13 protein-coding genes are annotated in these 15,429 nt (G+C 54.6%); 12 read left to right on the top strand and 1 reads right to left on the bottom strand.

What is annotated here, in order from left to right:
* Positions 1–65: 65 nt before the first annotated feature.
* Positions 66–1,164 (top strand): peptide chain release factor 2 gene (gene prfB / locus AB8516_RS04590; protein ID WP_369158508.1). Its coding sequence is split into 2 segments (ribosomal slippage): positions 66–140 and positions 142–1,164, totalling 1,098 coding nucleotides; the frame shifts between segments, so codons are not numbered across the junction.
* A gap of 83 nt (positions 1,165–1,247) precedes the next feature.
* Positions 1,248–2,741 carry a lysine--tRNA ligase gene (gene lysS, locus AB8516_RS04585; protein WP_369158506.1) on the top strand — a complete coding sequence of 498 codons (1,494 nt, stop codon included), beginning with the start codon at positions 1,248–1,250 and terminating at the stop codon, positions 2,739–2,741.
* Positions 2,742–2,750: 9 nt separating this feature from the next.
* On the opposite strand, the gene AB8516_RS04580 is transcribed toward lysS, so the two are convergent.
* Positions 2,751–4,733 (bottom strand): monovalent cation:proton antiporter-2 (CPA2) family protein, encoded by a 1,983-nt coding sequence (locus tag AB8516_RS04580; protein ID WP_108289767.1) that lies wholly within the window; start codon positions 4,731–4,733, stop codon positions 2,751–2,753.
* 149 nt (positions 4,734–4,882) lie between these two features.
* Between AB8516_RS04580 and rnr the strand changes: the two genes are divergently transcribed.
* From rnr to radA, 10 genes are all read left to right on the top strand, one after another.
* Positions 4,883–7,246, top strand: coding sequence for a ribonuclease R (gene rnr / locus AB8516_RS04575; protein ID WP_369158504.1), 2,364 nt, complete (start codon positions 4,883–4,885; stop codon positions 7,244–7,246).
* Entirely contained in the window at positions 7,246–7,992 is a 747-nt protein-coding gene (gene rlmB, locus AB8516_RS04570; protein ID WP_369158502.1) for a 23S rRNA (guanosine(2251)-2'-O)-methyltransferase RlmB, read from the top strand. The genes rnr and rlmB overlap by 1 nt, the downstream gene beginning before the upstream one ends.
* A gap of 81 nt (positions 7,993–8,073) precedes the next feature.
* Complete coding sequence (locus AB8516_RS04565) at positions 8,074–8,823, top strand: TIGR04219 family outer membrane beta-barrel protein (RefSeq protein WP_108340360.1); 750 nt, start codon at positions 8,074–8,076, stop codon at positions 8,821–8,823.
* A gap of 213 nt (positions 8,824–9,036) precedes the next feature.
* Positions 9,037–9,474, top strand: coding sequence for a 30S ribosomal protein S6 (gene rpsF / locus AB8516_RS04560; RefSeq protein WP_108289763.1), 438 nt, complete (start codon positions 9,037–9,039; stop codon positions 9,472–9,474).
* Positions 9,475–9,499: 25 nt separating this feature from the next.
* On the top strand, positions 9,500–9,724 hold the full coding sequence (rpsR, locus tag AB8516_RS04555) for a 30S ribosomal protein S18 (RefSeq protein WP_069123127.1): 225 nt from the start codon (positions 9,500–9,502) through the stop codon (positions 9,722–9,724).
* Positions 9,725–9,755: 31 nt separating this feature from the next.
* Positions 9,756–10,667, top strand: a complete 912-nt coding sequence (locus tag AB8516_RS04550; RefSeq protein WP_369158499.1) for a DUF2232 domain-containing protein — start codon at positions 9,756–9,758, stop codon at positions 10,665–10,667.
* Between the two features lie 70 nt (positions 10,668–10,737).
* The gene (rplI, locus tag AB8516_RS04545) at positions 10,738–11,187 is read left to right on the top strand and encodes a 50S ribosomal protein L9 (protein ID WP_108289761.1); all 450 of its coding nucleotides are present in this window, start codon (positions 10,738–10,740) and stop codon (positions 11,185–11,187) included.
* A gap of 310 nt (positions 11,188–11,497) precedes the next feature.
* Positions 11,498–12,904 carry a replicative DNA helicase gene (gene dnaB / locus AB8516_RS04540; RefSeq protein ID WP_108289794.1) on the top strand — a complete coding sequence of 469 codons (1,407 nt, stop codon included), beginning with the start codon at positions 11,498–11,500 and terminating at the stop codon, positions 12,902–12,904.
* Positions 12,904–13,998: an alanine racemase gene (alr, locus tag AB8516_RS04535; protein ID WP_369158496.1), complete on the top strand. Its 1,095-nt coding sequence runs from the start codon at positions 12,904–12,906 to the stop codon at positions 13,996–13,998. The genes dnaB and alr overlap by 1 nt, the downstream gene beginning before the upstream one ends.
* The gene (gene radA / locus AB8516_RS04530; RefSeq protein ID WP_369158494.1) at positions 13,998–15,374 is read left to right on the top strand and encodes a DNA repair protein RadA; all 1,377 of its coding nucleotides are present in this window, start codon (positions 13,998–14,000) and stop codon (positions 15,372–15,374) included. Before alr ends, radA begins: the two co-directional genes overlap by 1 nt.
* Positions 15,375–15,429 lie beyond the last annotated feature (55 nt).

Below are 15,429 nucleotides of genomic sequence, written 5' to 3'. Positions count from 1 at the left end.
GCTGGTGGTTCCTGCGCACAGGTAGGTAGTGTAGAATCCCCGCTTTTTCCCAAGCCGGTATTGCCATGCAAGATATTAATCCGATTAGCCAAACCATTGCTGATTTGAAGGGACGGGCCACCTCCCTGAGGGGGTATCTTTGACTATGAAGGCAAGCAGGAACGTCTGACCGAAGTCCTTCGCGAACTGGAAGATCCCACGGTATGGAATGATCAGGAAAGGGCCCAGGCCCTGGGCCGTGAACGCGCCACCCTTGAGACGGTGGTACTCACGCTTGATGCGCTCACCAATGGCCTGGCTGATGCAGGAGAGTTGTTGGAGATGGCGGTCGAGGAGGAGGACGAGGCTGCAGTCGACGCCATCCAGGAAGAGCTTGCGGATTTTGGCAAAAAGGTCTCTGATCTGGAGTTCAGGCGCATGTTCTCCGGCGAGACCGACCACTGTAACGCATTCCTCGATATCCAGGCCGGCTCAGGCGGTACCGAGGCGCAGGACTGGGCAGAGATGTTGCTGCGTATGTATCTGCGATGGGGTGAACATCGTGGTTTCAAGACAGAGCTCATCGAGGTGTCCGCGGGCGAGGTGGCCGGTATCAAGAGCGCCACGGTGAGGTATGAGGGAGAGTATGCCTTCGGCTGGTTACGCACTGAAATCGGTGTGCATCGTCTGGTGCGAAAATCGCCGTTCGATTCCGGCAACCGGCGTCATACCTCGTTTGCCGCTGTCTTCGTCTCTCCGGAGATCGATGATTCCATCGAGGTCGATATCAATCCCGCCGATCTGAGAATCGATGTCTACCGCGCCAGCGGTGCGGGGGGACAGCACGTCAACCGCACTGAATCGGCGGTGAGAATCACCCACAATCCGACCGGGATTGTGGTTCAGTGCCAGAACGATCGCTCGCAGCACAAGAACAAGGCAACGGCCATGAAGCAACTCAAGGCCAAGTTGTACGAATACGAGGTGCAGAAGCGAAATGCCTCTCAACAGGAGCTGGAGGAGAGCAAATCCGACATAGGCTGGGGCAGTCAGATTCGCAGTTATGTGCTCGATGCCTCACGGATCAAGGATCTGCGAACCGGAGTTGAGACCGGAAACACCCAGGCCGTGCTCGACGGCGGAATCGACATGTTTATCGAGGCGAGTCTTAAAAGCGGTGTTTGAACCGCTTGCCAATACCATGCGGATGGTACAGGACAGATTCAAGCAATGATTGAAATTATTGAATATTTTGAGTTGAACAGACCATGAATGACGAGACCCAGGACGAAAACAAACTCATCGCCCAGCGGCGCGAGAAGCTGCAACAGATGCGCGATCACGGGAACGCATTCCCTAACGATTTCCGCCGCAACAGCATGGCCGGCGAGTTGCATGCCGAATATGGGGAGAAGTCTGGTGAAGAGCTGGAGTCTTTGTGGCTCAGGGTCAGACTGGCCGGCCGCATGATGAGCCGGCGGGTGATGGGCAAGGCGAGCTTTGCACATCTGCAGGATATGTCGGGACGGATGCAGCTCTTTGTGCAACGGGACGCACTTGATGAGGGTGTCTATAACACTCAATTCAAGAAGTGGGATATCGGAGACATCATCGGAGCCGAAGGTGTGCTGTTCAAGACAAAAACCGGTGAACTGTCCGTCAAAGTCGACAGCCTCCGCTTATTGACCAAGGCGCTACGGCCCCTTCCCGAGAAGTTTCACGGCCTCTCCGACCAGGAGATTCGCTATCGTCAACGCTATGTCGATCTGATCATGAACGAGGCATCGCGCAACACCTTTCGGCTACGTACTCGGATTGTGCAGTTTATTCGCAATTACCTCGATCAGCGCGGTTTCCTGGAAGTGGAGACACCCATGATGCAGGTGATACCCGGCGGCGCCACTGCACGCCCCTTTGCTACCCGCCATAATGCCCTCGACATGGACATGTTTCTGCGCATCGCCCCGGAACTCTATCTGAAGCGGCTTGTGGTAGGTGGCTTTGAAAGGGTCTATGAGATCAACCGTAATTTCCGTAACGAAGGACTCTCCACCCGCCACAATCCCGAATTCACCATGCTGGAATTTTATGAGGCCTATGCGGACTACAATGACCTGATGGATCTCACCGAGGCAATGTTGCGGGGTCTATGTCAGGAGGTCCTGGGCGGCACGGAGGTGTCCTATCAGGGTGAGCGTTACGATTTCGGCAGCCCCTTCCAGCGCATGACCGTCAAGGAGTCCATCTGCCATTTCAACCCCGACATCACCGCGGAGATGCTGGATGACGATGCACAGACCCGGACCATTGCCGAACGCATGGAGATACCCCTCAAGCCGAGCTATGGGCTGGGTAAGATTCAGATCGAGATATTCGAGAAGAGTGTGGAGCATCGCCTGATGAATCCCACTTTCATCACTGCCTATCCCACCGAGGTTTCCCCCCTGGCGAGACGCAACGACGATGATCCGTTCGTGACCGATCGATTCGAATTTTTCGTCGGTGGACGTGAGATTGCGAATGGCTTCTCCGAACTCAATGACGCCGAAGACCAGGCGGAACGTTTTCGCAAACAGGTGGAGGAAAAGGAGGCGGGGGATGATGAGGCGATGCACTACGATGCCGACTATGTGCGTGCACTGGAGCATGGCATGCCGCCTACCGCAGGCGAGGGGATAGGGATTGATCGTCTGGTGATGCTGCTTACCGACTCGCCCTCAATTCGCGACGTGCTGCTGTTTCCTCACATGCGGCCGGAGTAGGCGGGGCCTTTAAAGACCATACAACAACAGACCCTCTGCATGTTCCAGATGGTGTGCGGTTCCGGCCAGTACCAGGACATCTCCCGCTTGCAGGCGGGTCTCGGGGGTCGGCGCCTCGCCCCTGATGCCGCCCCGACGCACCGCGGTGATACTGACATCCCAATCCCATAGATGCAGGTCTTCAATGGTATGTCCGACGGCAAATGCACGATCGGGCAGGGTGACGGTATGCAGGCGTTCCTGAAAGCCCTCTTCGTGATCGAGATCGATGGCCTCCTCACCATGGTAAAAATCGCGCAGCAGTTTGTAGTGATTCTCGCGAATTTCGCGCATTATCTTGAGGATACGGGAACCCGGCACCTTCAACAGCAACAGAAGCTGTCCACCCATCATTAGGCTGGCTTCAACCGCCTCCGGCATGACCTCCGCTGCGCCTGCCGCTTCCAGCTCCTCCAGATGCGTGTCGTCTTTAGTTCGTACCAGGACGGGCACTTGCGGTGCCACCTTGCGGATGTGGTGGAGGATCTGCAATGCAATAGTGTGGCCTTCGAAAGTGACCACCACCACGCCGGCACGCTCGATACCGGCCGCATGCATAATCTCATGGCGAGTGGCATCGCCGAAATGGACCGGTTCACCCGCCTCGTGGGCCTCCCTGACCACCGAGGGATCGAGATCGAGGGCAACATAGGGAAAACCTTCATGATCGAGGAGTCGACCCAGGTTTTGGCCAATACGACCATAGCCGCAAATGATGACATGCTGCTCCATTCCCCCTGCCTCATGCTCCAGGTCCTGGGGGATTGCATAATCCCGGTCCGAAGGACGCAATTGACAGAATATTTCTGTCAACTTGCCATTGTAGCGAATCAGAAAAGGGGAGATCGCCATGCTGATTATTATCGCGGCAAACAGCAGTTGCCCTGCCTCACCCGGTATCAGGGAGGATTGCAGGGAGAGGTCCAGCAACACAAAACCAAACTCACCGCCTTGCGCCAACAACAGTCCTGAACGAAATGCGGTTGCAGAAGATTGCTTGGTCTGACGCACCAACAGCAGAATGATCACCGCTTTAACCGCGATAAGGGCAGCGGCGATAAGAAATACCCACTGCAGATGGGGCAACAGTGACAAGAGATCGACACGCATTCCCACAGTGATGAAGAACAGCCCGAGCAGAACATCCTGAAAAGGGCGGATATCGGCCTCGATCTGATGGCGATACTCGGTCTCCCCCAGCATCATACCGGCCAGAAAGGCGCCCAAGGCCAGGGAGAGCCCCGCTTCATGGGTCAACCAGGCAGCGGCAAGGGATACCAGCAGTACGGTCAGCGTGAACAACTCCGCCGATCGGGCGCGTGCGATCTCATGAAACAGCGGACGCAGTGCCCAGTGACCGATCGCCATGATAACCGCAAACACCACTGCGGCCTTGATCAAGGCCCAGGAGAGCGGTATCAGCAGCCCCTGCTCCGCATCGCTGACAAGTATGGGAATCACCACCAGTAACGGGATTACCGCCAGGTCCTGGAATAGCAGAATACTGACCCCGACACGGCCATGTGCCGTATTCAGCTCAACCTGCTCTGATAACTGTTTAATCACGATGGCGGTCGAGGAGAGCGCCAGAATGGCGCCGACAACGAATGCTGCAGCCAGCTCGAGTCCCAACAACCAGGCAATGCCGCCGGCGACAATACCGGTGATCAAGACCTGGCTGCCGCCGAGACCGAATACGGCGCCTTTCATGGCGATCATCTGCGGCAGGGAGAATTCCAGCCCAATCGCGAAAAGCAGAAATACGACCCCGAATTCGGCCAGGAAGCGGGTCTCCTCATTGGATGCGATCACACCTGTGCCGAACGGGCCGACCAGGATGCCGACGATCAGATAACCGAGTATGGGCGGCAGGTGAAATCGTTTGAACAGAGTCACTGTCAAAACGGCAACAGCGAGTAATATGAGGATGATCTGCAACGTGTGAATGTTCATTTCGGGTCAAGCCGGGCCGATAGTGCATCAAGTTTGATGATATCGATGAAATAAATCCAATCCCAATTGAGATAGGATGGGATAAGTCATGGGGTATTAAACGGTTAAATGTTAAAATCCCTTTTTTCAGCAAACAAATAAGACAAAACGTGGCAAACAGAAAAAAGAGCAGACGATCCAGCGTGAAGGATCCGCACCATGCACGCGAGGCACGCAAATACCAGAATCCCATCCCAAGCCGGGAGTTCATTATGGAGACCCTGGAAAGAGAGGGTGTCCCGATGGACATGCTCTCTCTGGCGGATCGTCTTGAACTCGTTTCGGAAGATCAATTCGAAGCACTGCGTCGACGCCTGCGCGCCATGCAGCGTGACGGACAGCTGGTCTGTAACCGTAATGACAACTACTGTCTGGTCAATAAGCGCGACTTGATTGTCGGGCGGGTTATCGGGCATGCGGATGGTTTCGGTTTTCTCAGGCCCGATGACGGCGGTGACGATCTCTACCTCTCCTTCAAAGAGATGCGTTCCGTATTTCATGACGACAGGGCCGTGGTGAGGGTGACCGGGATGGATCGCCGCAACCGTCTGGAAGGGGCGGTGGTAGAGGTATTGGAGCGTAATACACGAAATGTCGCCGGCCGTCTCTACATGGAGACTGGAGTGGGCTTTGTGGTACCCGATTCCAAGCGGCTCAGTAAGGATGTGATCATCCCGAGCAGCGAGATCGGTGTCGCCAGACAGGGACAGATGGTGGTTGCAGAGATTCTGGATCAACCCACCAAGCGCACGCCTCCCATCGGCCGTATCACAGAGGTTTTGGGGGATCATCTGGGACCGGGAATGGAGACCGATATCGCCATTCGCACCCACAGTATACCGGTCGACTGGCCGGATGAAGTGGAGCATCAGATCAAGGCCGTCAAATCTGAAGTGGTCGAACCGGACAAAAAGGGCAGGGTCGATTTGCGCCATCTTCCGCTGGTGACCATCGATGGTGCAGATGCCAGGGATTTCGATGATGCCGTCTACTGCGAACCCAAACCGAAAGGCTGGCGCCTGCTGGTCTGTATCGCCGATGTTTCTCACTATGTCGAACCGGGCAGCGCGCTGGACAGTGAGGCGCGTAACAGGGGTAACTCGGTCTACTTTCCGGACCGGGTGGTACCCATGCTGCCGGAAAAACTCTCCAATGGCCTTTGCTCCATCAACCCACGGGTCGACCGGCTCTGCATGACCTGTGAACTCTATATCGACAAGAGCGGCATGGTGACGCGATCGAAGTTCTTTCCCGCCGTGATGCGATCCCATGCGAGATTGATCTATGACGATGTGGCGGCAATGCTCGAAGGCGAATCCGAATTGTGTAAAAAACATGCCAAGCTGTTGCCTCATCTGCACCATCTCTATCAACTCTACCAGGTGCTGCTGGAACAGCGGTCGACAAGGGGCGCCATCGATTTCGATACCACCGAGACCCGGATTGAATTCAATGAGCTGAAACGAGTTGAGCGGATCATACCGGTAGAACGGAACGATGCGCACCGCCTGATCGAAGAGTGTATGTTGGCTGCGAATGTGGCGGCAGCACGCTTCCTGCTGCGAAATAAGCAACCCGCGCTCTATCGCATCCACGAGGGACCAGCGGATGAAAAACTGACCGATCTGAGGGAGTTCCTGGGTGAACTGGGGCTGAGTCTGCCCGGGGGTAAGAAACCCAAGGCCTCCGATTATGCGATACTGCTGGAACAGATCAAAGAACGCGCCGACAGACACCTGATCCAGACTGTTCTATTGCGTTCTCTTTCTCAAGCACTCTACAGTTCGGACAATGTGGGCCATTTCGGTCTCTCTTATCAGGCCTATACCCACTTCACCTCACCGATACGACGTTATCCCGACCTGATTGTCCATCGTGCCCTCAAACATGCAATAGATCAGGGTAGTGCAGATGACTTCGAATATACCAAGGCCGAGCTTCAAGCCCTGGGTGAACACTGCTCAAGCACCGAAAGGAAAGCCGATGAGGCAACGCGGGATGCCCTTGATTGGCTGAAGTGTGAATATATGCAGGATAAGGTTGGCGAGACCTTCAACGGGATTATCACCAGTGTCAATTCATTTGGCGTATTTGTCGAACTCGACGAGATCTATGTCGATGGCCTGGTGCATATTTCAGCACTCCATAACGATTACTATCACTACGATCCTGTGGGGCATCGCCTGACCGGGGAGCGTACCGGCAAGGTACTGCGCCTGGGTGATCCGTTGAGCATAATAGTGGCCAGCGTCAACCTGGACGATCGTAAGATCGATTTCGTGCCTGCCAAGGGAGTGGAACAGGCAACGGAGGCAAAAAGAAAATCACGCCGTAGCCGAAACAGCGCTGCCGGCAGACCTGAGTCTGATAAACCCAATAGGACTGAAAAAGAAAAAACCGCTGGCAAAAACAAAAAGTCAGGTAAGAAGAAGGCACGGAAAAGGCGATCCAAAACCGGCACGAAGAAGACCTGATGTCGGATAACCATGCATGGGTAATGGGTCTGCATGCGGTTAAATCAGCCCTGCAACAAGCGGAGGGGGCGGAAGAACTGCTGGTCGACAGCAAGCGGCGGGATGGTCGTATTAAAGAGATCGTAGGGCTTGCCGAAACAGCGGGTATCCCATGCCACCGAATACCGGGCAAGGTGTTGGACCAGAGGGTCCATATGGAAAATCATCAGGGTGTGGCGCTACGCGTCAGGCAACGGCAGACACAGGATGAGCCCTATCTCAGGGCGCTGTTGAAAAGGCTTGAGGAGCCACCGTTTCTGCTCATACTCGATGGTGTTCAGGACCCACACAATTTAGGGGCGTGTCTAAGAAGTGCCGATGGCGCGGGTGTAGATGCGGTTGTCGCACCCCGGGATCGATCGGTGTCATTGACACCGACGGTCAGAAAGGTAGCGAGCGGGGCGGCGGAGACGGTGCCTTTCATTCAGGTTTCCAATCTGGCTCGAACCCTGAAGTGGTTGAAAGGGGAGGGCGTATGGCTTATCGGCACTGCGGGTGAGGCGACTCAAACGCTGTATGAAACCGATCTGTGTGGCGCCTTGGCGATTGTCATGGGTGGAGAGGGCAAAGGATTGCGCAGGCTGACGAGGGAACAGTGCGATCTGCTGGTAAAGCTGCCAATGGCGGGAAATGTGGAGAGCCTCAATGTTTCAGTAGCCAGCGGTATCGCTCTCTATGAAGCGGTTCGTCAGCGTGGTAGCTTTTAGTTTTACGAGGGATTGACAGCCGAGAGGCTATATCCAGGGCCTATCATCAGTGTTGTCGGGCTCTAAATAGAGGAGAGTGTTGTGATCAGAAAACTAACCTGCATGTCTTTGTTTGCCGGCTTGATGGTTACGCCCGTCTATGCCGACACCGTGCTGGGTATGACTGCCGATGTGGATTTTTGGAACATGGAATCGTCAGGTTCCTTCGCAGATAGCAGTGATCTGCAATCTTTCGACCTCGACAGCGAACGCAACGCCATCCTGACACTCGCATTTGAGCACCCGTTGCCACTGGTGCCGAATTTAAAGATCAGAACCAATGACCTCAGCTCTTCGGGTGATCAGCGTCTGACGGACGACTTCAGCTTTTCGGATACCGATTTTCCGGCAGGGCTCGATGTGAATGTGGATTTCGAGGCGCAAAACACCGATTTTATCTTCTATTATGAGATTTTCGATAACGATACGATCTCTTTCGACCTGGGATTGAATGTCAAATACCTGGATGGCGATATCGAGGTTGAGAGCAATGGTCAGCGGGCCAGTGAGACCTTCGACGGTTATGTGCCGATGTTTCATGGTGCTGTTCAGGTGGGTGTGCCCGCCACGCGTCTTTCGTTTTTCGGTGACCTTAACCTATTGAGTGTGGGCGATCACACCCTGCAGGACTATACCGCAGGGGTCGCCTTCAAACTGGTGGAAAGCCTGGCTGTCGATATCAGCCTCAGGGGCGGTTATCATCGCATCTCCCTGGAGCTTGATGACCTGGACGGCATCTACACGGATTGGGATTTCGATGGTGCCTTCCTCGGGGTACAGGCAGATTTCTGAGCTGTTTCCCACATTATTGGCTGAATAGGGGGGATCGATGCAGGTCCCGCCTCCACAGGTTGCAGATTTCCCCGCAAATCGGTAGAATCCGCCGCTTCCCGGTGCCCGACTGCCGCTGGTGACGTCTCGTAAGGACGGCATGGCGACTGGACCGGGCATCACTCCTTGCCTTACCGCATTTGCGGGAGGCTGCCTAACCCGAAAGGAGAGACAATGAGGCACTATGAAGTCGTGTTCCTGGTCCATCCCGACCAGAGTGAACAGGTACCCGCTATGATCGAGCGTTATCGTTCGGGTATCGAAACCAAGGGTGGTGCGATCCATCGCCTGGAAGATTGGGGCCGCCGTCAGCTGGCCTATCCCATCAATAAGATCCACAAGGCACACTATGTTCTGATGAACATCGAGTGTGATGCCGAGGCATTGTCCGAACTGGAGAGCGCCTTTCGCTTCAATGATGCCGTGATTCGTAACCTGGTTATTCGTCGCGACGAAGCTGTCAGCGAAATCTCTCAACTGGCCAAGTCCCAGGAAGATGAAGAGAGAGAAGGCGCATCTTCACGTAACCGCGATGATGATGCTGTCACAGCGGATGATGATGAAGCTTCCGACGAGCCCGAAGAAGAAACCGAACCTTCGGTCGAAGATTAATCGAGTGGATTGAGAGGTACTATACATGGCACGTTTTTTCCGACGTAAGAAATACTGCCGCTTTACTGCGGAGGGTATCAACGAGATCGATTACAAGGATTTGAATCTGCTCAAGGCGTATATCAGTGAGAGTGGCAAGATCGTTCCAAGCCGCATCACCGGTACCAAGGCAAAGTATCAACGTCAGCTTGCCACAGCTATCAAGCGGGCACGCTACTTGGCGCTTCTGCCATACACAGATCAGCATTAAAGGAGGTTTTTACCTTCCGGAGTAACGGAGCATGAAAGCATTGGCATCCTTTGTGATGCGCGGGACGTCCCAGTCTGCAATGGCTACGACGGGCCTGACCATGCTGTCTCTGATATTTCCGTTTATCGGCATTCTGGGCAGTGCCTGCGCAGGGTTGGTTTTCCTACGTCAGGGGATATCGGCCGGGATTAAAACCTTACTTCTGTCGACATTGGCCATAGCCCTGTTGATGGGGGTAATAATAGGTAATCCACTACCGGCAGTTGGAATTTTGCTGGTATTTTGGTTGCCGGTTGCCGTACTCGGCATGGTGTTGCGAAACACCATGTCACTGGCATTCACTACACAGGTGGCTATTGGGTTTGGCCTGTTGGTTGTGTTGATACAGTACATCGTACTGAGTGATCCTGCGGCATTCTGGCAGGAGTATCTGCAACCGCTGGGACAGCGCTTTGTGGATACCGGGTTGTTGGATCAGTCGCAAAGCCGGCAACTGGTTGAACAGATATCAGTAGTGATGTGCGGTGTGATTGCTGTGGTGTATATGCTGCAGTTGGTATCCAGCCTCTATCTGGCTCGCTGGTGGCAGGCAGTGTTGTACAACCCGGGTGGATTTGCCAAGGAGTTCCATCAACTGCGGGTGCACCGGATGGTGGGAGCGGTTGGTGTATTGGCTTTGCTGTTCATGTTGATGCCAGGTGAGCATGTACCCGTTACCCTCAACTGCATGGGAGCCGTTTTTCTGGGCGTGCCGTTTTTACAGGGATTGGCTGTTGCCCACGGTGTGTTCAAGGGAATGAAGTCGGCGCAGCTCTGGTTGGTATTGGTCTACCTGTTGCTGATTGTGTTCATGCCACAGATGATGATGGCTTTAACCGTCATCGGTCTGATGGATGTGTGGATAGATTTTCGAGCTCGCTTCAGACAGCGTCAAAGCGGGTAAGAGCGGGTTACTGGAAGGCTGTAAATAGGGCTCGGTAACCTATGAATTGACCTATATGAAGGTGGTTACAATGGAAATAATTCTATTGCAAAAAGTGGATAACCTGGGTGATCTGGGTGAGAAGGTTAATGTAAAGAGCGGCTTTGGCCGTAATTTTCTGATTCCTTCAGGTAAAGCCGTACCGGCGACAGAAGAGAACCTGAAGATCTTCGAAGCGCGTCGTGCGGAACTCGAGAAGGAGGCTGCGGAAAAGCTGCAGGCAGCCGAGGCGCGTAAAGCGAAAATTGACGGAATGGAAGTCTCCATCATCTGCAAGGCAGGTGATGAAGGACGCCTGTTTGGTTCAGTCGGTACCGCTGATATTTCAAAAGCCGTCACTGACAACGGTGTGGAACTTGCCAAGAAAGAGGTGTTGCTACCCAATGGTGCATTCCGCGTCGCGGGTGAGTATGAGGTCAACCTGCATCTGCATGCTGACGTGAATGCCACTATCAAACTGACGATCGTGCCAGAAGCATAAGCGGTTGAGCTTCAGGTTCGGTAGAGAAAAGGGTGCGGCTTGCCGCACCGCTGATACGATAATCTACCGAACTGCGAATGCGCATTCAAAAAGAGGAGGCGAGGTGCGGTAAACCGTATCTTACCTCCTCGTTTGCGTTCATTTGCGGTGATTCGCGTCCATTTGCGGGCGATGCACTCATTTTTTCGAATTTGACCACCGAAGCGTGGTTCCCTCCCATGGTCAACCAGCTTTCCTAGGCCAGCGCAATCCCGTATCCTTACAGGTCGATTCGGCAACTTCGCACCACCGCTTCAACAGACCAAAATTGATGTCAGAAACCGCCTATCCAGAAGAGATACCGCCCTACCCGGATCACGATACACGTGCCATCAAGGTGCCGCCGCACTCGATTCAGGCCGAGCAGTCGGTGTTGGGCGGTCTGATGCTGGATAATGCCAGTTGGGACAAGATCGCGGACCTGGTGGTAGAGGGTGATTTCTATCGCAAGGAACACCGTCTGATCTTTAACGCCATCGCAGCCCAGGCCGAAGAAAGTCAGCCGTTCGATGTGGTAACCCTGGCAGAACACCTGGAACGCAAGGAGGTTCTGGAGGATGGCGGAGGTTTGCCCTATCTGGTGCGACTGGCGGAAGAGACACCGAGTGCAGCCAACATCAAATCCTACGCCGGCATAGTCCGTGAATACTCGGTGATGCGGCAACTGATATCAGTGGGCACGGATATCTCGGACAGCGCTTTTCATCCCCAAGGCAGGAAGGCCGAAGAACTGCTCGACAACGCGGAGCGTAAGGTCTTCGAAATTGCCGAACAGACGATGAAGGGGAAGGGGGGATTCGCGCCGATCAAGGCTTTGCTGACCAAGGCGGTGGACAGGATCGAGACCCTCTTCCAGCAGGATGAACCGATCACGGGCATCAGTACCGGGTTTACCGACTTCGACCAGATGACCTCCGGTCTGCAGCATGCGGATCTGATTATTGTGGCTGGCCGCCCATCAATGGGTAAAACCACTTTCGCCATGAATATTGCTGAGAATGTGGCCATTCAAGGAGGCAAGGGTGTGGCGGTATTCAGTATGGAAATGCCGGGTGATGCATTGGCGATGCGTATGATGTCCTCTCTGGGGCGTATCGATCAGCTTCGGGTGCGTACCGGTAAACTGGATGATGATGAGTGGCCCCGACTCTCATCCGCAGTCAGTATGCTGGCTGAGACCAGTCTCTACATCGATGATACACCGGCACTGTCACCTACCGAGGTGCGTGCCCGCGCGCGACGACTCAAGCGTGAGAATAAAGACCTGGGCCTGATCGTGATTGATTATCTGCAATTGATGCAGGCTCCGGGCGAAGGGGAGAATCGTACTACTGAGATCTCCGCCATCTCCCGTTCCTTGAAGGCCCTGGCCAAAGAACTGGATGTTCCGGTGATTGCCCTCTCCCAGCTTAACCGGAGCCTGGAGCAGCGCACCAACAAGCGCCCCATCATGTCTGACCTGCGTGAGTCGGGCGCCATCGAGCAGGATGCCGACCTGATCGTCTTTATCTATCGCGATGAGGTATACAACGAAGACAGTCCGGATAAGGGCATTGCGGAGATTATCATCGGTAAGCAACGTAATGGTCCGATTGGTACGACCCGTCTGACTTTTCTTGGTAAATATACAAAATTCGAAAACTACACCGACGAGATTTACGGTGATGAGGGCTATTGATGGGCTATGCCCCGCAGGCCATTATCGACCATGCGGCGCTTCGTCATAACCTAGAGCGTGCAAAGGAGGCCGCAAAAGGTCGCAAAATATGGGCTGTGATCAAGGCGGATGGTTATGGTCACGGTATGTTGCGTATTGCCGAGACGCTCGTTGAGGCTGATGGGTTGGCAGTCGCAAGACTTGATGAGGCTATAGGCCTGCGGGATGCGGGGATTACCCAGCCTGTTCTGGTACTGGGTGGCTGTTATTGCGAGGATGATTTCAAAAAGGCAGCTGAGGCGTCACTTGAGATCGTGCTCCATCATGGAACGCAATTAAATCTACTGACAAAGACGCTCCTTAAGCCGCAATCGTTGAAGCTTTGGATCAAGTTTGATACAGGCATGCACAGGTTGGGATTTGAGGATCAAGAACTCTCCGGGTCAGTTGCGGCACTGCGAGCAAATCCGGCGATCGCAGAGCTTAACCTGATGACCCATCTGGCTAATGCGGATGACAGGCGTGATTCTGCCACCAAGGCCCAATGCGTCTTGTTCAAGTCCATCGATCATACCCCTTTCGATGCCTGTTCCATCGCCAACTCAGCTGGTCTTCTGGGACATCCGGCATCGCTCGCGGATTGGGTGCGCCCGGGGATCATGTTGTATGGTGTATCCCCGTTCATCGATTCCAGTGCCGCCGCCGAAGGCCTGTTGCCGGTCATGACTCTGCAGAGTCGGGTGATTGCCGTTAAAGATTGCCGCAAAGGCGAGCGAATCGGTTATGGCGGCACCTTCACTTGCCCCGAGGCGATGCGAGTGGCAGTAATCGCCATCGGATACGGTGACGGCTATCCACGCCACGCCCCCAGCGGTACCCCCGTATTGGTGTCGGGAAAACGCCTGCCCCTGATAGGCCGGGTATCCATGGACATGATCAGTGTCGACGCACGGGGTCTGCCCGGCGTGAAGGTGGGTGAAAAAGCGGTGCTGTGGGGCAGGGAATTGCCGGTGGAGGAGATTGCGAAAGCGGCAGGGACCATTGCATACGAACTGCTCTGTGGTGTCAAAAAGCGTGTCGAGTTTCTGGACGTCAATAGGGATGAGGAGGGTTGATGGCACAAGGTGGTAAGCGTCAGGTGAAATCGCTCTATGTCTGCCGTGAGTGTGGCGCCAGCTTTCCCAAGTGGGCCGGGCAGTGTTCTGAGTGTCAAGCCTGGAACGCCTTGGAGGAGAGTCTTGCTGCTCCGGTCTCCGGCACGAACAGCCGCTATAGCGGCTACGCGGGAGAGACATCCCCACAGATCATCAACCTGACTGATGTGGAAAGTGAGCGGGAGGTACGCTCCTCAACCGGAAGTCCCGAGCTGGATCGTGTTTTGGGAGGCGGGCTTGTTGAGGGTTCGGTTGTTCTGATCGGTGGTGACCCGGGTATCGGGAAATCGACCCTGCTGATTCAAACCCTGGCACGTCTTTCCGATTCCCTGCGTACTCTCTATGTTTCGGGTGAGGAGTCACCTCGTCAGCTATCATTACGTGCCAAGCGCCTGGGGCTTCCCACTGGCGAACTGCAGCTGTTACCCGAAACCTGTGTCGAGAGGATCATCGCCGTTGCAGATCGGGAACGTCCACAAGTATTGGTGGTTGATTCAATCCAGACCATGTATACAGAGCTGTTGCAGTCCGCCCCCGGTTCTGTTTCCCAAGTGAGAGAGGCCGCAGCACAACTGGTGCATTTCGCCAAACGCCGTGCCACGGCGGTATTTCTCGTCGGGCATGTGACCAAGGAGGGTAACCTGGCCGGCCCCCGGGTATTGGAGCATATGGTGGACAGTGTGCTCTATTTCGAAGGTGAAGCCGGCAGCCAGTTCCGCCTCATTCGCACCATTAAAAACCGTTATGGTGCCGTCAATGAATTGGGTGTCTTTGCAATGACGGATAAAGGACTGAAAGAGGTCAGCAATCCTTCCGCGATCTTTCTTTCCCGTCAGGCCGAAACGGTGCCGGGAAGCATCATTCTGGTCACCCGCGAGGGAACACGCCCGTTGCTGGTGGAAGTCCAGGTATTGGTGGATGAAAGTCCCCTGGCAAATCCACGCCGGGTTACCCTTGGCCTGGAACAAAACAGGCTCTCCATGTTACTTGCGGTTCTACACCGTCATTGCGGCATCGGGATGTTTGATCAGGATGTCTATGTCAATGTGGTTGGTGGGGTGCGTATAACGGAGACGGCTTCAGACTTGGCCGTCTTGATGGCGGCGCTCTCCAGTTTTCGCGATCGGCCGATCGATCTGGGCTTGATTGTTTTTGGTGAAGTGGGGTTGACGGGAGAGATCAGGCCGGTACCGAATGGCCAGGAACGTCTGCGAGAAGCAGCCAAGCATGGATTTAAACGGGCTGTCGTTCCACGCCTGAATCTACCCAAGCAGCCGATACAGGGACTGCAGGTGACAGGCGTGGATAAATTATCCGATGTATTGGAGATTTGTTAACATTTTCAGTTGCATGGGGTACTCTTACCTCTCCTTGCTAAGGTGATCGGGACGC

Origin of the sequence: Candidatus Thiodiazotropha sp. LNASS1 (assembly GCF_964212655.1) — a bacterium.
Lineage (GTDB): Bacteria > Pseudomonadota > Gammaproteobacteria > Chromatiales > Chromatiaceae > Thiodiazotropha.
The sequence above is the reverse complement of the archived record's forward strand: the minus strand, read 5'-3'. Positions and strand labels throughout refer to the sequence as shown.